Origin of the sequence: Bacillus arachidis (assembly GCF_030285945.1) — a bacterium.
GTDB classification, from domain to species: Bacteria; Bacillota; Bacilli; order Bacillales; family Bacillaceae_G; genus Bacillus_A; species Bacillus_A arachidis.
Genome location: NZ_CP127376.1, coordinates 3630627 through 3650993, shown reverse-complemented (window position 1 = coordinate 3650993; position 20367 = coordinate 3630627). Strand labels below are relative to the sequence as shown.

At 36.9% G+C, this 20367-nt stretch carries 24 protein-coding genes and 1 riboswitch; of the genes, 14 read left to right on the top strand and 10 right to left on the bottom strand.

Annotated elements, in window-relative coordinates:
- Positions 1-110: 110 nt before the first annotated feature.
- The 7 genes from bioA to QRY57_RS20360 all read left to right on the top strand — a co-directional run bounded on the left by bioA (position 111) and on the right by QRY57_RS20360 (position 6493).
- Complete coding sequence (gene bioA, locus QRY57_RS20390; RefSeq protein WP_286015970.1) at positions 111-1511, top strand: adenosylmethionine--8-amino-7-oxononanoate transaminase; 1401 nt, start codon at positions 111-113, stop codon at positions 1509-1511.
- On the top strand, positions 1508-2236 hold the full coding sequence (bioD, locus tag QRY57_RS20385; protein ID WP_286015969.1) for a dethiobiotin synthase: 729 nt from the start codon (positions 1508-1510) through the stop codon (positions 2234-2236). Before bioA ends, bioD begins: the two co-directional genes overlap by 4 nt.
- Positions 2202-3389: an 8-amino-7-oxononanoate synthase gene (gene bioF / locus QRY57_RS20380; protein ID WP_286015968.1), complete on the top strand. Its 1188-nt coding sequence runs from the start codon at positions 2202-2204 to the stop codon at positions 3387-3389. The genes bioD and bioF overlap by 35 nt, the downstream gene beginning before the upstream one ends.
- Positions 3386-4126 carry an alpha/beta fold hydrolase gene (locus QRY57_RS20375; protein WP_286015967.1) on the top strand — a complete coding sequence of 247 codons (741 nt, stop codon included), beginning with the start codon at positions 3386-3388 and terminating at the stop codon, positions 4124-4126. The genes bioF and QRY57_RS20375 overlap by 4 nt, the downstream gene beginning before the upstream one ends.
- Complete coding sequence (bioC, locus tag QRY57_RS20370; protein ID WP_286015966.1) at positions 4092-4952, top strand: malonyl-ACP O-methyltransferase BioC; 861 nt, start codon at positions 4092-4094, stop codon at positions 4950-4952. The genes QRY57_RS20375 and bioC overlap by 35 nt, the downstream gene beginning before the upstream one ends.
- Entirely contained in the window at positions 4906-5904 is a 999-nt protein-coding gene (gene bioB / locus QRY57_RS20365) for a biotin synthase BioB (RefSeq protein WP_208019105.1), read from the top strand. Before bioC ends, bioB begins: the two co-directional genes overlap by 47 nt.
- A gap of 268 nt (positions 5905-6172) precedes the next feature.
- The gene (locus QRY57_RS20360) at positions 6173-6493 is read left to right on the top strand and encodes a hypothetical protein (protein ID WP_026590051.1); all 321 of its coding nucleotides are present in this window, start codon (positions 6173-6175) and stop codon (positions 6491-6493) included.
- Between the two features lie 20 nt (positions 6494-6513).
- On the opposite strand, the gene ribH is transcribed toward QRY57_RS20360, so the two are convergent.
- Genes ribH through ribD form a run of 4 tightly spaced genes read right to left on the bottom strand, consistent with a single transcriptional unit; the run spans position 6514 to position 9942 of the window.
- On the bottom strand, positions 6514-6975 hold the full coding sequence (gene ribH, locus QRY57_RS20355; protein WP_199631940.1) for a 6,7-dimethyl-8-ribityllumazine synthase: 462 nt from the start codon (positions 6973-6975) through the stop codon (positions 6514-6516).
- 22 nt (positions 6976-6997) lie between these two features.
- Positions 6998-8191 carry a bifunctional 3,4-dihydroxy-2-butanone-4-phosphate synthase/GTP cyclohydrolase II gene (locus QRY57_RS20350; RefSeq protein WP_286015965.1) on the bottom strand — a complete coding sequence of 398 codons (1194 nt, stop codon included), beginning with the start codon at positions 8189-8191 and terminating at the stop codon, positions 6998-7000.
- A gap of 12 nt (positions 8192-8203) precedes the next feature.
- The gene (ribE, locus tag QRY57_RS20345; RefSeq protein WP_026590054.1) at positions 8204-8848 is read right to left on the bottom strand and encodes a riboflavin synthase; all 645 of its coding nucleotides are present in this window, start codon (positions 8846-8848) and stop codon (positions 8204-8206) included.
- Entirely contained in the window at positions 8830-9942 is a 1113-nt protein-coding gene (ribD, locus tag QRY57_RS20340; RefSeq protein WP_286015964.1) for a bifunctional diaminohydroxyphosphoribosylaminopyrimidine deaminase/5-amino-6-(5-phosphoribosylamino)uracil reductase RibD, read from the bottom strand. Before ribD ends, ribE begins: the two co-directional genes overlap by 19 nt.
- Positions 9943-10247: 305 nt before the next feature.
- Positions 10248-10392, bottom strand: a riboswitch (FMN riboswitch).
- A 145-nt stretch (positions 10393-10537) separates the two neighbouring features.
- On the opposite strand from ribD, the gene crcB (QRY57_RS20335) reads away from it, so the two are divergent.
- Positions 10538-10942: a fluoride efflux transporter CrcB gene (gene crcB / locus QRY57_RS20335; protein ID WP_286015963.1), complete on the top strand. Its 405-nt coding sequence runs from the start codon at positions 10538-10540 to the stop codon at positions 10940-10942.
- Complete coding sequence (gene crcB / locus QRY57_RS20330; protein WP_208019101.1) at positions 10939-11292, top strand: fluoride efflux transporter CrcB; 354 nt, start codon at positions 10939-10941, stop codon at positions 11290-11292. Before crcB (QRY57_RS20335) ends, crcB (QRY57_RS20330) begins: the two co-directional genes overlap by 4 nt.
- 38 nt (positions 11293-11330) lie before the next feature.
- Here crcB (QRY57_RS20330) and QRY57_RS20325 read toward each other — a convergent pair whose 3' ends face one another.
- The gene (locus tag QRY57_RS20325; RefSeq protein WP_139265454.1) at positions 11331-11570 is read right to left on the bottom strand and encodes a CDGSH iron-sulfur domain-containing protein; all 240 of its coding nucleotides are present in this window, start codon (positions 11568-11570) and stop codon (positions 11331-11333) included.
- A gap of 103 nt (positions 11571-11673) precedes the next feature.
- Here QRY57_RS20325 and QRY57_RS20320 point away from each other — a divergent pair, with 103 nt between their 5' ends.
- Entirely contained in the window at positions 11674-11919 is a 246-nt protein-coding gene (locus QRY57_RS20320; RefSeq protein ID WP_026590059.1) for a DUF2552 family protein, read from the top strand.
- 17 nt (positions 11920-11936) lie between these two features.
- Here QRY57_RS20320 and QRY57_RS20315 read toward each other — a convergent pair whose 3' ends face one another.
- Positions 11937-12860: an alpha/beta hydrolase gene (locus QRY57_RS20315; RefSeq protein ID WP_286015962.1), complete on the bottom strand. Its 924-nt coding sequence runs from the start codon at positions 12858-12860 to the stop codon at positions 11937-11939.
- 78 nt (positions 12861-12938) lie between these two features.
- On the opposite strand from QRY57_RS20315, the gene QRY57_RS20310 reads away from it, so the two are divergent.
- Both QRY57_RS20310 and QRY57_RS20305 read left to right on the top strand, forming a co-directional pair.
- Positions 12939-13418 (top strand): GNAT family N-acetyltransferase, encoded by a 480-nt coding sequence (locus tag QRY57_RS20310; protein ID WP_286015961.1) that lies wholly within the window; start codon positions 12939-12941, stop codon positions 13416-13418.
- 153 nt (positions 13419-13571) lie between these two features.
- On the top strand, positions 13572-14501 hold the full coding sequence (locus QRY57_RS20305; protein ID WP_286015960.1) for a LacI family DNA-binding transcriptional regulator: 930 nt from the start codon (positions 13572-13574) through the stop codon (positions 14499-14501).
- A 30-nt stretch (positions 14502-14531) separates the two neighbouring features.
- Here QRY57_RS20305 and QRY57_RS20300 read toward each other — a convergent pair whose 3' ends face one another.
- Entirely contained in the window at positions 14532-15851 is a 1320-nt protein-coding gene (locus QRY57_RS20300) for a Na+/H+ antiporter family protein (protein WP_286015959.1), read from the bottom strand.
- A 128-nt stretch (positions 15852-15979) separates the two neighbouring features.
- Positions 15980-16981 carry an alpha/beta fold hydrolase gene (locus QRY57_RS20295; RefSeq protein ID WP_286015958.1) on the bottom strand — a complete coding sequence of 334 codons (1002 nt, stop codon included), beginning with the start codon at positions 16979-16981 and terminating at the stop codon, positions 15980-15982.
- A 134-nt stretch (positions 16982-17115) separates the two neighbouring features.
- On the opposite strand from QRY57_RS20295, the gene QRY57_RS20290 reads away from it, so the two are divergent.
- Positions 17116-17592, top strand: coding sequence for a ribbon-helix-helix domain-containing protein (locus QRY57_RS20290; protein WP_026590065.1), 477 nt, complete (start codon positions 17116-17118; stop codon positions 17590-17592).
- Between the two features lie 47 nt (positions 17593-17639).
- Here QRY57_RS20290 and QRY57_RS20285 read toward each other — a convergent pair whose 3' ends face one another.
- Together QRY57_RS20285 and QRY57_RS20280 are read right to left on the bottom strand one after the other, a co-directional pair.
- Complete coding sequence (locus QRY57_RS20285) at positions 17640-18083, bottom strand: ferritin-like domain-containing protein (protein WP_090687379.1); 444 nt, start codon at positions 18081-18083, stop codon at positions 17640-17642.
- Positions 18084-18265: 182 nt separating this feature from the next.
- A complete protein-coding gene (locus QRY57_RS20280) occupies positions 18266-19855 on the bottom strand; it encodes a bifunctional metallophosphatase/5'-nucleotidase (protein WP_286015957.1) in 1590 nt (529 codons plus the stop codon).
- A gap of 234 nt (positions 19856-20089) precedes the next feature.
- On the opposite strand from QRY57_RS20280, the gene QRY57_RS20275 reads away from it, so the two are divergent.
- On the top strand, positions 20090-20344 hold the full coding sequence (locus QRY57_RS20275; RefSeq protein ID WP_026590068.1) for a YqkE family protein: 255 nt from the start codon (positions 20090-20092) through the stop codon (positions 20342-20344).
- Positions 20345-20367: the final 23 nt, after the last annotated feature.

Sequence of the window (20367 nt, the reverse complement as noted above, 5' to 3'; positions counted from 1 at the left end):
CGACTTATCTTATGATAAGTCGTTCTTTTTTAAGAACGTTATCGGCCGAAAAAATTGACAGCACTTCGTTTTTAATGTTAACTATATTTATATAAAAGTTAACATTAGGGGTGACAATTGTGACTGTGAGTCGTAATACAAGTAAAAAAATAGCTTATACATATGAAGAGTTAGCTGAAAAGAATAAAGCGTATGTGTGGCATCCATTTACACAAATGAAGGATTACTTAGCGGAAGATCCTATTATTATTGAACGTGGAGAAGGACGTAAATTATACGATGTCAATGGAAATGGTTATTGGGATGGTGTTTCATCAATTTGGCTTAATGTTCATGGACACCAGGTACCTGAATTAGATGATGCAATTCGTGAACAATTAAATCAAGTTGCGCATTCTACTATGCTAGGACTTGCCAATGTACCATCTATTTTACTTGCAGAAAAGATTATTGAAGTTGTTCCAAAAGGTTTGAAAAAAGTATTTTATTCAGATTCTGGTTCTACAGCTGTTGAAATTGCAATCAAGATGGCGTTTCAATATTGGCAGCATAAAGGAAAAACTAAAAAGCAAAAGTTTATTACATTAAAAGAAGCATATCACGGAGATACAATCGGAGCTGTTTCAGTAGGAGCGATTGACTTGTTTCACCAAGTGTACAGTTCGCTCTTATTTGACACGATAAAAATGCCATATCCATATACATACCGTTCTCCTTATGGGGATGACAAAGAACAAATTGTACAAGAGCATTTGAAGGAAATGGAAGAGCTATTAAAACAAAAACACGAAGAAGTTGCAGCGATTATTGTAGAACCGTTAATGCAAGGTGCAGGCGGTATGATTACAATGCCAAAAGGGTATTTAAAAGGCCTTCGGGATCTTTGTACAACATATAATGTTTTATTTATTACAGATGAAGTAGCGACAGGGTTTGGTCGTACTGGAAAAATGTTTGCTTGTGAACATGAAAATGTTACACCCGATATTTTAACAGCTGGAAAAGGCTTAACAGGTGGCTATTTACCAGTCGCTATTACTGTGACAACAGATGAAATTTATGATGCTTTTTTAGGTGACTATGAAGAGCAAAAAACATTTTTCCATGGCCATAGTTATACGGGCAATCCATTAGGTTGCGCTGTTGCAATTGCTAATCTAGAACTTTACGAAAAAAATAATCTAATAAATGATGTTGCATATAAAGCAGAATATGTAGGGAAACAGTTGGAAGCACTTTACGAATATAAGCATGTTGGAGATATTCGTCAGTGTGGATTGATGATTGGAATTGAACTTGTGAAAAATAAAGAAACGAAAGAGTCGTTTGAGTGGACGGAGCGAGTAGGCGTAGAAGTGTGTAAAAGGTCAAGAGAGCTAGGAATGATCTTACGCCCACTGGGTAACACAATTGTATTTATGCCACCACTAGCATCTAAGATAGATGAGATTGATGAAATGTTGCGCATCTTATATCAAGCAATTGCAGATGTTACGGAGGGAGAATCATGAGTGGCTTTTTTATAACAGCAACGGATACGGAAGTTGGAAAAACAGTTGTTGCAGGTGCATTAGCAGGAGTGCTTAGAAATCGTGGGTATAACATAGGGGTATATAAACCATTGCAAAGTGGACACATCGCTTCTCATCCTGAAGGTGATGCTGCGAGATTGAAAATGGCATCAGGAGTGATGACAGAGACTGATAGTATTTGCCCTTATTCTATTGAAGAACCTCTCGCGCCAAGATTGGCAATGCAGAGAGCAGGAAGAAGTGTGACACTAGCACAAATTACCGCTCATTATAACGAGTTAATGACAGAGTTTGATAGTTTGTTTGTAGAAGGGGCAGGTGGTCTTGCTGTTCCGTATACAGAAGATGCGTTAGTGGTTGATTTTGCAAAGGAACTAAAATTACCACTTATTATTGTTGCGCGTCCAACGTTAGGTACTGTTAATCATACCGTTTTAACGATTTCGTATGCGAAAGCCCATGGTTTAACAGTTGCAGGTGTTATTTTATCCGGCTGTAAGGAATGTGAGAAGGAACGTGTGCAAGAGAATAAAGAAATGATTGAGGAGTTAAGTGGTATTCCAGTTTTGGGCTTACTACCAGAGCTTAGAGAAGGGGTTACGCGTGAAGAAGTATTGAGAGCAGCAGAAGAAAATATCGCGATTTTAAATTTAGAGGAGTTTGTCAAACATGGATCAAATGTGGAATCTACACTTTCACTCTAGTTTAAGTCGTTTGAAAGAGAAATCACAATATCGACATGTAGTTATGACTGAGCAAGCTGAAGAAACATGGCTGATTAGGGATGGAAAACGTATGCTGAATTTAGCTTCGAATAACTATCTAGGCTTGGCGGGAGATAGAAGACTAAAAGAAGCATCTATTGTAGCGACAAAGCAATACGGAGTAGGAGCTACGGCGTCACGGCTTGTTGTAGGGAATTATTCACTATATGAAGAGGTAGAACAGAGCGTTTGTGATTGGAAAGAAACCGAAAAAGCAATCATTGTGAACAGTGGATATTCAGCAAATGTAGGGGCACTCTCTTCTTTAGTGAGTCGGCACGATATCGTTTTTAGCGATAAGTTAAATCATGCCAGTATTGTCGATGGAATTATGCTTAGTGGTGCGGAATATAAAAGGTATCGACATAATGATTTGGAACATTTGGAAAGATTGTTGCAAATGGCCCCTGTTGCGAAGAAAAAGTTAATCGTAACAGACACTGTTTTCAGCATGGATGGAGATGTTGCTCATCTAAAAGAATTGATTATGTTGAAAGAAAAATACGGAGCATTATTGATGGTTGATGAAGCGCATGCAGGTGGAATATACGGAAGACATGGTGCTGGGTTAGCTCATGTAGAGCAAGGACTTTCTCAGAAAATTGATATTCATATGGGAACATTTAGTAAAGCGCTAGGATGTTATGGAGCATATTTAGCAGGTGATGCAATTTGCATTGATTATATGAAAAACATGATGAGAAGCTTTATTTTCACAACAGCATTACCACCAGGGACGCTTGGTGCAATGAAACGTGCAATTGAAATTGTTAAGGAAGATGAGGGAAGACGGCAACGTCTCTTAGAAAATGGAGCGTATTTCCGCAATACTTTAGAGGAAGTTGGCTTTAATATTGGCGATAGTTCAACTCATATTGTCCCAGTTATTGTCTCATCGAATGAAGCCGTGATATGTTTTAGCGAAAAATTGCAGGAAGCAGGAATTGCTGCAATTGCTATCAGGCCACCAACTGTTCCGCATAATAGTTCCCGAATTCGATTTGCAGTTACGTCTGAACATACAAAATCTGATTTACAATGGGCTACTCGGCAGATCATTCGAATTGGTAAAGAAGAGGGGGTACTCATATGAAACTGCCTCAGCTTATTTTCATTCCTGGATGGGGGATGGAAAAACAAGTATGGGATTTATTACTTCCATATTTCCAAGAATATTCTGTTCGATATGTTGAATGGCGTAGTGTAAAAGGGGTTAATGATTTTGCAGATCGTATAGTAGAAGCTGCGGAAGAACAGGATGTAATTTTGATTGGATGGTCACTTGGTGCACTAGCTGCTCTTCAAGCATGTGATAGAGTGCGGACAAAAGGAATGATTTTAATAGGTGGTACGGCAAAGTTTACAGTGGATGAAAATTATGAGAGTGGATGGAAACATGCTTTTGTAGAACGGATGAAAAGAAGTTTGGTAAAGCGAAAGGAAGATACATTGAAGCGCTTCTATAAAAGTATGTTTGCCAAACAAGAGCTAAAAGAGAGTGAACAATTTGAGGGCATTACAGAGCATTTTCAAGGTGATTCCATTGAATCTTTACAGATGGGGCTTGATTATTTAATAGAGGTGGATATGAGAAGTCAGCTAAAGTATGTAAAGACACCGATATTACTTCTTCATGGAGAACAGGATGCGATATGTCCACTATCTGCTGCTCGCTATATACAAAAAAATATGAATGGAACGCTTAAAGTAATAAATGGAGCGGGGCATGCACTTTGTGTAACGGATTTTGAATATTGCGTAAATGAAATAATCCAGTTTGTAGAGGGGATACAAAATGATCAACAAAACGTTATTACAAAAACGATTTAATGGGGCAGCAGTATCCTATGATCAATATGCAAATGTACAGAAAAAGATGGCGCAACAATTGCTCTCTATAATGAAAAAACACTACCAAAAGATGTCGTCCATTCGTATTTTAGAACTTGGATGTGGCACAGGGTATTTGACTGAACAATTGGCGGTTTCTTTTCCAAATGCAACAATTACCGCAATTGATTTTGCTGAAAGTATGATTGCTGTTGCGAAAACGAGAAGTTATGTGGAATCTGTGACATTTCGATGTGAAGATATTGAACATCTCACATTAAGCGAGTCATTTGATGTCATTATTTCAAGTGCGACATTTCAATGGTTAAACGATTTGCAAACAACGGTGAACAGTTTATATAGTCGTCATTTATGTGAAGATGGCTTATTGTTATTTTCGACGTTTGGAGAACAGACATTTAGGGAGCTTCATATAGCATTTCAAAGCGCTAAAGAAGAAAGAAAGAGACAAAATGCTGCATCTGTTGGACAACGTTTTTTTACGAGAGAACAGCTGCAAGGTTTATGTGAAAGTGTAACAGGGGATGTTCATGTTTCTGAAACATGTTACATAGAGAAGTTTACTGAAGTTCGGGAGTTTCTACAATCCATTCGGAAAGTGGGAGCAACGAATAGTAATGCAGAATCATACTGTCAAATTCCTTCTATCTTTCGAACTATGCTTCGTATATACGAAAGAGATTTCACGGAAGAGGGGGAAATTGTAGCGACGTACCATGTTTTATTTGCGTATATTGAAAAAGAGGGGAAGAGGAAAAATGAAACAAGTACAAACAAAAGTAGATTGGAAACAAATTGCATCTGAAGTAGTAGAGGGTAGAAATATAACGAAAGAAGAAGCTGTAGCAATTTTAGAAGCAAACGACACAGAAGTATTAGAAATTATGAACGCAGCTTATGTCATCCGCCATCATTACTTTGGTAAAAAAGTGAAGTTAAATATGATTATTAATACGAAATCTGGACTATGTCCAGAGGATTGCGGATATTGCTCACAGTCTATCGTTTCAGAAGCGCCAATCGATAAGTATGCATGGTTAACACAAGAAAAAATCGTAGAGGGAGCTCACGAAGCAATTCGCCGTAAAGCAGGTACATACTGCATTGTTGCATCTGGTCGCCGTCCAACGGATAAAGAAGTAAATCATGTTATCGGTGCCGTAAAAGAAATTCGTGAAACAACAGATTTGAAAATTTGCTGCTGCTTAGGATTTTTAAATGAAGATCAAGCAGGGCGCTTAGCAGAAGCAGGTGTTCATCGTTATAATCATAATTTAAATACACATGCAAATAATTATGATAGCATTTGTTCAACACATACGTATGATGATCGCGTAGATACAGTCGAAAAAGCGAAGCAAGCGGGAATTTCTCCATGTTCTGGTGCAATCTTCGGAATGGGTGAAACGAAAGAGCAGCGCGTTGAAATTGCACTTGAATTAAAACGGATAGATGCGGATTCTATTCCATGTAACTTCCTTGTTGCTGTAAAAGGCACACCGCTTGAAGGACAGAAAGAATTAACACCAGTAGAATGTTTAAAAACTCTCGCGATGATGCGCTTCGTGAATCCATCAAAAGAAATTCGAATTTCCGGTGGGCGTGAAATTAATTTGCGTTCTGTACAACCACTTGGTTTATTCGCAGCAAATTCAATCTTTGTTGGTGATTATTTAACAACAGAAGGACAAGAGCCAACAGCAGACTGGGGTATGATTGAGGATTTAGGGTTTGAGATTGAGGAGTGTGCGCTGTAAAAATGAGGGAGGAAAGCTCCTTTGTAGACTAGAATAATGAAATAAAAGTTACACAAAACAGCCATTATTTCATGAAATAATGGCTGTTTTTAATTATAAAAGAAATAGATTATTTTACGGGATTTCATTGTAAATAAAATGTAATAAATTATCTTTAGTCCTTCAGATATGCGGATTTTTAGTGAAAAAATTAATTTCGTGGACGAATTTTCCAACCTGTAATTGTACAAAGTAAAGATGTAATTTACCTTGGGTTGGAGGATTTCACATGCACAAATATATATTAGCTATTATGACGTTTCTTATTTTATTAAAAGCGATAAGTACTGATCCTGTTAAAGCGGCTGAAAATCCAGAGCAGAAAGAAATGCAGCAAAGAATCGAACAGCATTTTCGAACAAAAGCTGAGCATTTTGGTATTGAAACTGAGGGGAAAGACTTAAAAGAGGTGCGGAAAGAAATTCATATTGTAGAGGAAGAAAAAAGGCGAGAAAATGTGTGGAAAACCGCTCAAAATCTTCGTATTAAAACAGAAGGAAAAACAATGGATGAATTGATACAAGATGTGCGGAAAAAAGTAAAAAAATAAAAAGAGGCCGAAGCCTCTTTTTATGCCCATTGTTTGGATAAATGAGCCATTTCAATCGCAGCAACTGCCGATTCATAGCCTTTGTTACCAGCTTTCGTACCAGCCCGTTCAATGGCTTGTTCAATTGTTTCAGTTGTTAATACACCGAAAATAACTGGGATGTCTGTTTGTAATGATAAAGAGGCAACGCCTTTTGCAACTTCATTACAAACATAATCATAATGAGTTGTAGCACCACGAATGACTGTTCCTAGTGTAATGACAGCATCGTATTTGCCGCTACAAGCCATTTTCTTTGCGATTAATGGAATTTCAAATGCACCTGGAACCCATGCGACATCAATATCGTTTTCTTCTACCCCATGGCGCTTCAACCCATCTAATGCGCCTCCTAATAGTTTGCTTGTAATAAATTCATTAAAGCGTCCAACCACAACTCCGACTTTTAATCCTGTACCAACTAAATGACCTTCGAATACCATATTATATCTCTCCCTTTATATATTATAAACTTAGTAAATGACCTAATTTTTCTAATTTTGTTTGTAAATATACTTTATTTTCTTCTTTTGTTGGCATTTGTAACGGTACACGTTCCACAACTTCTAAATCATACCCTTGCAAGCCGGCAATTTTTCTTGGATTATTTGTTAATAAACGCAATTGCTGTAAGCCTAGATCTTTTAAGATTTGAGCACCAATGCCGTAATCGCGAAGATCTGCAGGAAACCCTAATTTTTCATTTGCTTCAACTGTATCTAATCCTTCTTCTTGTAATTTGTATGCACGGAGCTTATTTAACAGCCCAATCCCGCGACCTTCTTGGCGCATATAAAGAAGAACGCCTTTTCCTTCTCGTTCAATTTGAGCGAGGGCGGCATGGAGCTGCGGACCACAATCGCAACGGCATGAGCCGAAAACATCGCCAGTTAAACATTCAGAATGAACACGAACGAGAACAGGTTCATCAGTAGAGATGTCTCCTTTTACGAGAGCGATATGTTCTTTTTGGTCAAGCGAGTTGGAATAACCAATTGCATGAAATGTACCGAAATCTGTCGGTAATGTAATTTCAACTTCCCTTGTTACGAGTGTTTCATGATGGCGGCGATAAGCAATTAAATCTTCAATCGTAATCATTTTTATATCAAATTGTTCTGCAACTTGTACTAAATCAGGAACACGTGCCATCGTACCGTCTTCTTTTATAATTTCACAAATGACCCCTGCTGGTCCCGCACCGCATAATTTTGCTAAATCAACAGCTGCTTCTGTATGGCCAGCGCGGCGCAGTACTCCGCCTTCCTTTGCAATTAAAGGGAAAATATGCCCTGGACGATTAAAATCTGTTCCTTTTGATGTTGGATTTAATAACTCGCGTACAGTTGTCGCGCGTTCGTAAGCACTAATACCTGTTGTTGTAGAAACGTGGTCAATACTTACTGTGAACGCAGTATGATGAGAATCTGTATTATGAGAAACCATAGGTTCTAACTGTAAGTGTTCTGCATATTGCTCTGTAATCGGTACGCAGACAAGACCACGGCCATGTGTAATCATAAAATTAATTGTTTCAGGTGTGATGTTCTCTGCTAAAGCGATGAAATCTCCTTCGTTTTCACGGCTTTCATCATCACATACAATAATGACTTTTCCTTGTTTTAAATCTTCTAGTGCTTCTTCAATACGATGAAACATTGTGCTTCCTCCTTATAGAAATCCGTTTTCTTGTAAAAAGCTCTCTGTAACCGAACTGCTCTGTTTCTTGGGCTTTGAAATGAAACGCTCAATATATTTTCCAATCATGTCACATTCAATATTTACGATGTCTCCAGCTGCTTTTTCCCCAATAATAGATGCACTTACTGTATGCGGAATGAGCGAAATGGTAATGGAAGATTCATCTATATCAAATATCGTTAAGCTTGTGCCATCAACAGCTATCGATCCTTTGTGTAAACAATAACGGAGCAAATCATCTGGAATTTCAATTTTGTAATATATCGCATTATAGTGCTGTTTTTTACTTACAATGGTTCCAATTCCATCAATATGCCCTGTGACGAAATGGCCACCAAAACGCCCGTTTGCAGCCATTGCTCGTTCTAAATTCACTTTAGAACGGGTACCGAGCATACGGAGTGATGTCGCTCGCATTGTTTCCGGCATGGCATCAACAGTAAACGAAGATGCTGTAAAAGAAGTGACGGTTAAACAGATTCCATTTACAGCGATACTGTCTCCTGATCTTACATCTGACAAGATTGTATTTGCGGTAATTGTTAGCCTCATGGCTTCTCCGCTTTGACTTATATTCGAAACAGTTCCAAGCTCTTCTACAATTCCTGTAAACATGCAAGCACCTCATTTCGCACTGTAGCGACGATTTTTATATCATCACCAAGTTGTTTCATCTCTTGAATTTGCAAAGAAATTGCATCTTGTAGCTTGTTAAATCCGGTGCCACCAAACATAGTTGGAGAGGCTTTTCCACCAATTAATTTAGGGCTTATATAAGTTACAATTTCATTAAAACACTTTGCTTCTAAAAAGCTCGCATGCACGGATTGTCCACCTTCAACAAAGAGTGAAAGAATTTGTTTTTCACCAAGACGGAGGAGGAGATCACGTATTTCAATTTGGTTCGTCTGCATTTGAAGTACAGATACTGCCTGAGATTCGTAGGTGGCTATTTTTTCTTTCTTTACATCTTTTCCAACAATAATCCATGTCTGCGCTATCCCGTCTGTTATGACATGAGAGGATCGCGGCGTTCGTAAATGTGTATCTAAAATAATTCGAATCGGATGCTTGCCTCCGTTTGGAAGACGTGTTGTTAAAGATGGATTATCAGCTATAACAGTATTGACCCCAACAAGGATGGCATCGTGCGTATGACGATATTGATGAACATCTTCGCGAGCTATTTCACCTGTAATCCATCTGCTTTCTCCAGTAGTAGTAGCTATTTTTCCATCTAAACTCATTGCTGTTTTTATTGTTACAAACGGTAGTTTTGTATTCATATAGTGGAAAAAGTAGCGATTTAATGTGATGGCTTCTTCTTCAAGAACACCGGTAGTTACACAAATACCTGCCGCTTGCAAACGTTTTGCACCGTTACCTGAAACGAGCGGATTGCAATCAAGTGTAGCAATTACTACACGCTTCACTTTTTTTTCAATGAGTAGATCGCAGCACGGCGGAGTTTTTCCAAAATGACTGCACGGCTCTAAAGTTACATATACAGTGGATCCATTTGCTTTGTCACCAGCCGTACGAAGAGCATGAACTTCAGCGTGTTCCTCACCTGCGCGCAGATGTGCTCCCATTCCAACGATGTTTCCATCTTTTACAACAACAGCGCCGACCATTGGATTTGGACTTGTTTGCCCTGCAGTACTTTGTGCTAACTGTAAGGCGATCTTCATATATTCTTGGTCTGTCATTCTTTTCACCTCTCCTAAGAAAAATCAAAAAACCCCAAGGATTAATATCCTTGGGGTTTGGGAGACGTGATTTCTAGAAGTATAGCTCGAATACGAAAGTATAAGAAAGAAACCTAACGATGATTGATATTTTTGCATGAGAAAAAAACCTAGCAAACTATCAATTTTCATACGCTAGTCGTATCTTTTTATTTCAGCATAGAAAAATAGGTATATGAAAGAAAACATATACAGTGATTCAAAACGAATCAGTACACATGTGTACGCCAAAATAAAAGTGTATTCGCTATATAAGAACTAGAAAACATATCCTTCTCCCATCCAGACTATACTGTCGGCCCTAGAATTTCACTAGATCCACCGTTTCCAAGAGTGAAAACGGGTCACGGACTTAGAAGTGTGCACTTCATCACCGCCGGTTGGGAATTTCACCCGACCCCGAAGGATGCTGTTTGCTCACATTATAGCACAAAAAAGAAAAAAGGATAGTAAAAAATATTTGAATGTGAAGAATTGTATGAAAATGAAAGGGGGGATAAAGTTTGTTATACTAGCATGAGAAAGATTTCAGTGCATACATAAATGAGGTGAGGATATGAAATATATTGCAGTAGGAATCGGTGGTGTTATTGGGGCTTTAGCTCGGTATGGATTAGGACAATGGATTGATACTCCTTCAGTCGATTCTTTTCCGCTGGCAACATGGATAGCGAATATGATTGGTAGTTTTTTATTAGCATTTTTAACGATGTATTTATTTCGTATGAAACATGTTTCACAAACGATAATGAGTAGCGTTGGAACAGGAATGCTTGGATCTTTTACTACTTTTTCAACATTTAGCATGGAGACATTAAAATTAATGCAACATGAAGCATTTTTTATGGCATTTTATTATGTAGGTACAAGTATAGTTGGAGGATTGCTTTTGTCTTTATTTGGATTTTATCTTGGGAATACACTATATGAAAAAAGCATGAAGAAAGAAGGAGCGCTATGAATATTTTACTTATAGGAATCGGTGGCTTTTGCGGAGCTGTTGCTAGATTCTCTATTAGTAATGTAATGAAAAAAAAATACGGGAATGTATTCCCGTATGGAACATTATTTGTAAATATAGTTGGATCATTCTTGCTGGGTCTGTTGTATGGGGCTGATGTGAGTAATACATGGTTATTATTATGCGGAACAGGGTTTATGGGGGCATTTACGACCTTTTCAACATTTAAGTTTGAATTGGTTCAATTAATACATAAACGTGAGGGACAAAAGGCGTTATTATATTTAGTAATGAGTTATATAATAGGCATTTTTTGTGCGTTTCTAGGTTTTTATATAGGATATTTATAAGAAGCATGCGCAAATCATTTTGCATGCTTCTCGTATTATTATTCCTTTGGTGCTCGAACGACAGACTCAAATTTTCCTTTATGTGAAGCATCACAATAAGGCATATTTTTTGATAAGCCGCAGCGACATAAAGAAAATGCAGGCTTTGCAGGGAAAGCATTCCCTTGTGAGTCGATTAATTCCACATCCCCTGTAATGCGAAATGAACCATTATCATTCACTTTAATTTGAACTTTTGCCAACGTTATCCCTCCCTCCCAAACGCTTACGTTCATCATATAATTACAGGAAGTACTTGACAATAGAAAACTGTACTTTGTATGTAGTGGAAGAGAATGTTATAATAACGTTTATAACTGAAATACAGTAAGGTGACGAAACATGAATAAACAATTACGTACATTACAAAATATTGCAAATGAGCGCACGTGGGCATCGTTTTTAAATGATAATCATCCATATAGCTTACTTCATTGGTCGATTGCAGGTGCGGGACAAGAGCCTAAAGATGTGTGGCTACTTCAAGATGAAGTAACATTTCAAACGACAGAATTTCAAACGCTCGAAGAAGCGGTAAAATGGATCTCTGAAAATATGGAACAAGTTACAGATGTGTTAGGGCAATAAAGTGACAAAAAACAGGCTTATGCAAGCCTGTTTTTTGTTTCTTTCACATATGTTTTTAAGAATTGATCCACTGCAGCTTCATACTCTTGCCGGTTCTCATTATAAGAGCAAGCGTGTGCACCGTGTTCTGCAATAAAGAGCTGTTTATTATTTTCTTTCGCTTCATAAAGTGCTTTTGTCATATCACATAAAATATAGTCATCGTCTTTACTGTGAATAAAAAGAACTGGATTATTTATGTTTTTTACACAATCGATTGGAGAAACTTCTCGTATTGTATAACCGTCCCGTACTTTTAAAAAGGCATTTGCTAATGGTAGTAGCGGCCATTTCGGTAAATGGAATTCGACTTTTAAGCGATGTTGTAGCTGGCCATAAAAGTCAGAGAATGGACAATCTGCAATATAAAAATCAGCACCATCTTCCACCATTCCTGCATATTGAAGGAGTGTCGCAGCCCCCATCGATTCTCCATGAATGCCCAGTATAATATTTGTTCCAAAACGGTCTTTTAGCCAATCAACTACCGTCTTTAAATCATGTTTTTCGTAATAGCCATAACTTGTCGTTTTACCACCGGTTTTACCATGGCGACGGTGATCATAAATAAATACGTTATATCCTCTGTTTAAAAATAAATTTGCATATTTGACAGAGTTTATTTTATTTACGGTTACACCGTGACAAAAAATCATAAACTTATTAGAATTGCCTGCAGAAATGTAATAGCCGTGAATTTCATATTTAAATTGAGATGGAATACGAACCTCTTCTTTTGGAATGGCATTAAAATCCTCTAAGCGAAAATGTTTTTTTGTTTCACGCTCTAAAATTTCTTCTTCTGTTTTTTTCTTTAAGTACATTACTTTATTCGTAAAGAAAATACCGATACCAATTAAGGCTCCCATTAAGGTTAGCAATGCTGTAAAAAAACGTTTCATACCTCATCCTCCACATACCTCTACATATGATACTCTTATATTGTATCATAATGATGTAAAAAGGGGAGAGAGTGAACCATGATTCAAATACAAAAAATTACAGAAGAAATGAGAGGAACAATTGCGCTATTTATGCGTGAAAATTGGGGAAGCACGCTGATGGTTTCACGTGGAAGAGCACATCAGTTAGACCAATTACCTGGTTTTATTGCAATTGAAGATAACAGAATAATAGGAATTATCACATATGAAATAAGAGGAAATGATTGTGAGATTGTTTCATTAGATAGCTTTAAGGAGAAAAAGGGAACTGGAACGAAACTTGTAGAGTATGTAATTGATATTGCCAAAAAACAATGTTGTAAAAAGGTGTGGCTTATTACGACAAACGATAACACGAATGCACTTCGTTTCTATCAGAAACGTGATTTTATCATGACTAACTTATATGTAGATGCGGTTAAGGAGGCGAGGAAGATAAAGCGAGAAATTCCTCTCATTGGTTATGACAATATTGCGATTTCACATGAAATTCAACTAGAAAAAATGAATATATAAAATCACTCTTTACATATGTTGAAGATGGAAAATGTAAGGAGTAAGAAGTGTTCGTGTAACAATTTTCAGAAATATAGAATAATAATATTGACGAATGTCCTACTTTGTTTTAGGTTTGAATTGTAAGCTATTACCATATTAAGGGGTGAAGATGTGGCAACCATACGTGATGTTGCAAAATCGGCCGGTGTTTCAGTCGCAACCGTTTCACGAGTAATTAACGAAAAAGGGTATGTCCATGAGGATACAGTTAAACAAGTAAAACAAGCAATTGAAGAGTTACAGTATAAACCTAATGCTGTAGCGAAGGCATTATTTAAAAAATCTTCGACAATGATTGCTATATTAGTATCAAATTTAGAAAATCCATCATATATAACATTGCTTCGTTCAGTAGAAGAGGCTGCATATAAAGAGGGATATCAAATTGTTATTTGTAACATAGAAAATAAGAGTGATTATATAGATATACTAATGCAAAATAATATTGCTGGTGTTATTATGACGAACGACATATTCAAACGGCTGAATAATATTTCCATTCCGTTTGTCATACTTGATGAAGCAGGAGAGCTTTCTACATATTACGAAAGTGCTAGAAAGGCAGTTGTTTTGTTAAAAGAAAAAGGTTGTCATTTTCTTGCTTATATGGGAGAAGAGATAGAAGATGAGACAATGGAAGAACATGTATCTGGATTTTTAGATGCAGTTTGGGAAGAGGGTCTTGCTTATCGAAAAGAAAGAATAGAGGGACCTGAAGAAAAACAAATTATTGAATTGTTACGAAAGTATCCATATATTGATGGTATTGTGGCTTCTAGTGATGCTGTTGCAATTGCAGTCGTCCGTGCAGCAAGCTATCTTGGTATTCATATACCTGAGCGTTTGCAAGTTGTTGGTTTTAAAGGAAGTTTACAAGGTGAATGGGTTATGCCATCTTTGACAACGATTGGAAGGTCTTTTGAAAAACAAGGAGTACTAGCTGTTCAAAGCTTAGTAGGAAAAATAAAGAAGAAACAAGTAAAACATGAGGAAGTGCAGGAAGAAGAGTTTCTATTAATTGAACGAGAATCGACAAAGTAAAAGGTGCGTCCAAGTAAAACGCACCTTTTTTTATAATGTGACTGCAGCAATAAAACCGAATATAAGTAACGGGATATTGTAGTGAAGAAAAGTAGGGACACATGTATCCCATATATGATGATGCGTGCCATCAGCATTTAAACCTGAGGTAGGTCCTAACGTACTATCCGATGCTGGAGAACCAGCATCACCTAATGCGCCAGCTGTACCGATAATAGCAATGGTGGCCATCGGGCTAAAGCCAAGTTGGATACATAGCGGAACGAAGATAGTTGTTAAAATCGGAATGGTAGAAAAGGAAGAACCGATTCCCATTGTAACAAGCAGACCGATAATAAGCATAAGGAAGGCAGCAAGTGGCTTACTGTTCCCAATTAAATCAGCACTTGTTTGAACAAGCGATTCAACATGTCCTGTTTTTCGAAGAACTGCTCCGAATCCTGCTGCAGAAATCATAACAAAACCGATAAATGACATCATTCGCATACCACTAGTTAAAATGGCATCAGCTTCTTTTAAAGGAAGACTGCCACTAATGGATAATACTATGATACCTGCTAATGCACCAAAAATCATTGATTCTGTTGCTAGTTGTACACATAGTGTTGCGACAATAGACAATAACCCAAAAGAAATGCTTCTTTTCGTATAAGGTACAATTTCATCAGATGGAGTATGAATGGTTTCAGTATGATAAGTTCGCGGTTTACGATATGAAATAAAAACAGCGATACATAGACCAATAATCATTCCTATTGCCGGAATGGTCATGGCTTTTGGAATGAGTGCTACATCAAATGTAAGACCGCTTTGCTGTGCATTTGTTTGTAATACATCGTGATAGATTTTTCCAAATCCAGTTGGGATCCACATGTAAGGAGTGATTAATCCGAATGTAATAAGACATGCAACAAGCCGACGGTCCACTTCTAATTCATTTAAGACTTTTAAGAGTGCTGGAATTAAAATGGGGATAAAAGCAATATGGACCGGAATAATATTTTGTGAAAAACAAGCCATTGCTAAAATGATAAATAAAATGAGCATTTTTGAATATGTTTGTTTTTTCGTGTCTTTTTCGTTGCTGATTAAGTTCAGTGCAGTATGGATCATAGCATCGGGAAGACCTGTTTTGGAAAGAGAAATAGCAAATCCTCCGAGCATGGCATAACTTAAAGCGATTGGAGCACTGTTTCCAAGACCTATGGTAAAAGTATTGATTGTTTCTGAAATTCCAAGACCACCAATTAGTCCACCTGTTAAAGCACCGACGATAATAGCGACAATGACCTGGACACGTAATAAACTAAGCAGCAACATCACTGCAACAGCGACGAGTACAGCATTCATAATAAATGTAATCTCCCTGATCTTTTTCTGTTTCTGCAACTTATCTTAGGTAGGTATAGGTACTAACAGAGTAAAGTTGCGACATGTAATTATAAATTGTTTTTTGTGAAATGTAAAAAGTATACCGATTACTGGTGTGGAAAAGATAGCTCTTGTTTGATAGAACATAAAGATCTTGCAAAAAGTTCAGGTTCTTCTAAATTTGGTGAATGAGCAGAGTTTGGGAACCAAATCATTTTTTTGATGGGTGCTTGAATCATGTCGCAATATTGTTGAACGAGTGCATAAGGCGTTTGATAGTCGAAACGACCAGAACAGAAATAAATAGGTACAGAAAGCTTTGAAATTGTAGAAAAGAAATCTATTGTGAGCATTTCTTCCCATAACGTCCCAGATTTCATATTTCCAGCGAGAAATTTTATCCAATCTAACCATGTATATTCTGAAGAGAATAGCCCTTTTCGAATGAAGGAAAATGAAGTCCCATTTTGCACGGATCCTCCAAATGTACCAAGCCATTTTCTTTGAATAATCAAGCGCCGCATATCTAGAAAAGGAGGTTTTCCAAGTTTTGAAAGTGAAGTCAATGCCCGCTCGTGCCCATGTTTTTTTGCAGAATGAATTAAGTGTTGATAGAGTAATTCTTCGTTTTGTTTCATATGTACAATCTGACCAATGCCAATATAGGCTTCAATATGGTCTGGATATTGACTTGCAATTTGTAGGCCGATAATACTTCCCCAAGAATGTCCAGCAAGAAATAGTTTCGGTTTATTGAAGCGAGCAAGAAGGTATTTTATTATTTCAAGTGCATCTAAAATAAATTGTTCAATTGTGAATGGTGTTTTAATATCTCGCCAAGAAAAAGTTTTCCCTGCTCCGCGCTGATCCCAATTGACAACAATAAAGTGCTTTTCTAAGTCTTTTTGAAAATGGCGAATAAATCCAATTTGTGCCATGCCAGGGCCACCGTGACAGCATAATAAAATAGGCTGATTTATATCTTGACCACGAATAAGTAGAGATTGTTTGCGATTGTTAATCGTAACGCTTTCTATCGTAGCGACGCTATTTGGAATTGGACTCTTTCTTTCATTGTAAAACTTAGGAGTGTGGCTACGAAAAAGCATATAAAAAAATCTCCTTTTCTCTAAGAGTATGTATCGCACGGGTGTACTATCTTGCATATACTGTTAAAAAGTTATTGTATCATAACATATAGGCTATATTTCAACTATGAACGCTTAGGGAGAGGAGGAAGGAAGTGACGATTGGAGAAATTATAGATTGTTTGAACAAACGTGAACCACTTGCCATAGTTGCGAAACGCCTCGATATGAGCCCCTATGCATTGTCGAAAAAGTTAAGGATACTTGGATATGAATATGATGGTGAACAGAAGAAACGAATATTTATTGGAGAGGGAGAAGAGCCCCGCCATTTATATCTTCAAGAAGCAACTGCACTTCAATATGTAAAAACAGATTATCAAGTTTTGATTTATGAACAATTGCAAAATATTTATGAATTATTGCGAAAACGCGAGGAACTTATTCTCCCCAAAATAATCACAAGTAATGAGAAGAAAAAACGCACTTTTTCTATATGTACGGAGATTTTAGAGAAATTAGACGTTATAGCTGATGCGACAGGAGTTCATAAATCTAAAATTGTAGAAGAAGCGTTGATAGAATTTTTACGAAAGTATAAAGAAGCTGATGAATTGTATCAAGATAAATGAAGGGAAGGATACTATGTTCAATGCAAAAACATGTATCCTTTGTAGTATTATTTTTTAGTTTTAAAAAAATAATACAAGAACCAAACGGCATGATTTTGTTCATCTGCTGCTGCTCTACGAAATGCTTCTTTAATGAATTGATTTGTAGTATCATCTGCAATTTTTAAGTAGAAGTCAACAGTTCGTTGTTCGTCTTGTAGCGCGAATTCTAATCCCTCTTCATAAAAATTTGGACACTCTTCAATGATTTTTGGTTGAGGTTGCCTACCCGTTAAGCTGATGTAAATCTGTACAAATTGTTGAAAATGTTTTATTTCATCTTGGCGGATTTCAAGAATTTGATTTCGCTCAGTATTTTGTGAAGCCAAATTAGCTAATTTAGCATAACAATTTATTGCGCTGTACTCTCCATTGATGGCTTTTTCGATGTCAACAATTAATTTTTCGTTTTGTCTGTATATAAAATTGTAATTATTTGAATAGGAATACATTTTTTCCCCTCCCAGTTTATTCTTATATATTTTACGGGGAATGAAGATACTGGGTGCATATCCTTTAGAATAGATTTTAGGTTATGTATGAAAAACCCCCGTATTCTAAATGAACATGGGGGTTTTAAGTGAGAATATAGTGGAGCTCTTTTTAGTATTAACGTATTTTCGTATAGAAAAAACTAGTTCAGTTTTTGAATTCTTCCATCAATAATAGGTTGAATTGGTTCGTTTGCTTGTTTTACATAATTCACTAACGCTTCGAAATCAGTTGGTCCTGTTTCAGCATCTTTTCCATTTTTAAAGGATACAAATCCATCACCGCCTGAAGCTAGAAAGGCATTTGCAACGACGCTGTAAGTTTTAGAGGCAACTAACTCTTCTCCGTTTGTTAAGTGGATATTTGTAACTTTTTCACCATTTGGCTTATTCGCATCCCAAGTGTACTGAATACCTGAAATTTGAAGCATTCTTGTTATGTCTTTTTGCCATTGTTGATTTAAAATATCTCGAATGTCTTGACCAGTTAAATTAACTTTTATCAATTGATTCCCAAATGGTTGAATGCCATATAATTCTCCCCATGTAATATCGCCAGCATCTAGATCATTGCGAATACCACCAGGATTCATAAGGGCAATTTGAGTATTCATGGTCTCGCGCTGAACATCAGCAATTAAATTTCCAAGAGTGGATTCACCCGCGTCATTTTGTTTACGATCCATTGGAGCGGTAGATTTTCCAACAACCTGATTTACAAGAGGAGCAATTTTTTCTTGATACTGATCCATTTTCTTTTTCACTTGTTGATCAGGTTTTATTCCTTCATGGTAGGTTGTAACAACTTCTGCTTTTTTCCCAACAATATCTTTTGTTTTACGATCAATCTTTACATCTACGTCGGCAAAGGCCATTCCATAAGAATTTGCTTGTACGACAAGCTTGTTGTTAACGGTTCCATTTACATAAGTATGACTATGACCGCCGAAAATCACATCGACTTCTGGGTCAGTCTCATTTGCTAAGCGAACGATATCGCCATTTGTTACGCCGTTATTATCCGTTGTACCTCCATTATGTGCAAGAACAACGATAGATTTAACACCTAGTCTTTTCAGCTGTTTTACAGATGTGTTAATTGCTTCAACTTCATCTGTAATTTGTACATTTTTTAGCATAGTAGGCATAACAACGTTAGGAACATCTGTTGTTACAACACCGATAAAGCCGACAGGAACTCCTTGTACCATTTTCACAGTAAATGGTGGTAGAAATAAGCGACCAGTTGATTTGTTGTAGAAGTTGGCAGCAACGTACGGGAATTTTGCTCCTTTGAAATTCCCTGTTTTTTCATGGTATCCACCATAAATAAGACGATGCATTTCGTCTATTCCTTCATCAAATTCATGGTTTCCAATCGTTCCAACATCAAATCCTAAATCATTTAAAAATTCAATTGTTGGTTCGTCTTGTAGTAGTGCTGAAACTGGAGGACTTGCTCCGACGACATCACCAGCATGAACCATTAATGTATTTGGATTTTGCTTTTCACGATCACGTAAATAAGCAGCTAAGTACTCGGCGCCCCCTGCCTCTTTGTTGTTAATTTTCTTTACAGTGTCTAATTGTCCATGAAAGTCGTTAATACCAAGCATTTGTACGTCTATGTAGCGGTTTTGTTCTGCTGGTGTCTGAGACGGTGGTGCAGCGAATACACTTGAGAAGGTAATCGTACTTAATACTAGAGCAGCAGGAATGACTTTTTTCCACATGAAATTTCTCTCCCTTTTTTTTTATAATCTGACATCATACGACATAATTTTAATAGATTAAGAGGATTAATGCTACAAAATTTCTTTTTATTATAAAAATTAATAGAACTTTATTTTTCCCTTTACATCTTTACGAGATAAAAATAGTAGGGGAATCGAAAGAGAATGGGCTTTTTTATTGTGGAGAGGGAGTCATTTCCCCTATAATGGAGAAAAAAGTAAAAGGTGAATAGTATGAAGAAAAAGAAGCAAAGACAAACACAAATGAATCATCAGACAGAGAAAGATTCTATTACCATTGGTGATCAATTGAATGCATCACTAATGAATCAATTGAAAAGTAAGAAGAAAGAATTACAAGTAAGAGCTGAGCAAAAAGAAATAGAAGAACAAGAAAGAAAACGTAAAGAGCAAAAGGAACGAGAAAAGAATAAATCGTTTGAAGAACTATTAAGTGAAAGTAACCTCACTTGGAAAGACTTTAAATAATATAAAAAATCATCAGCGGTATT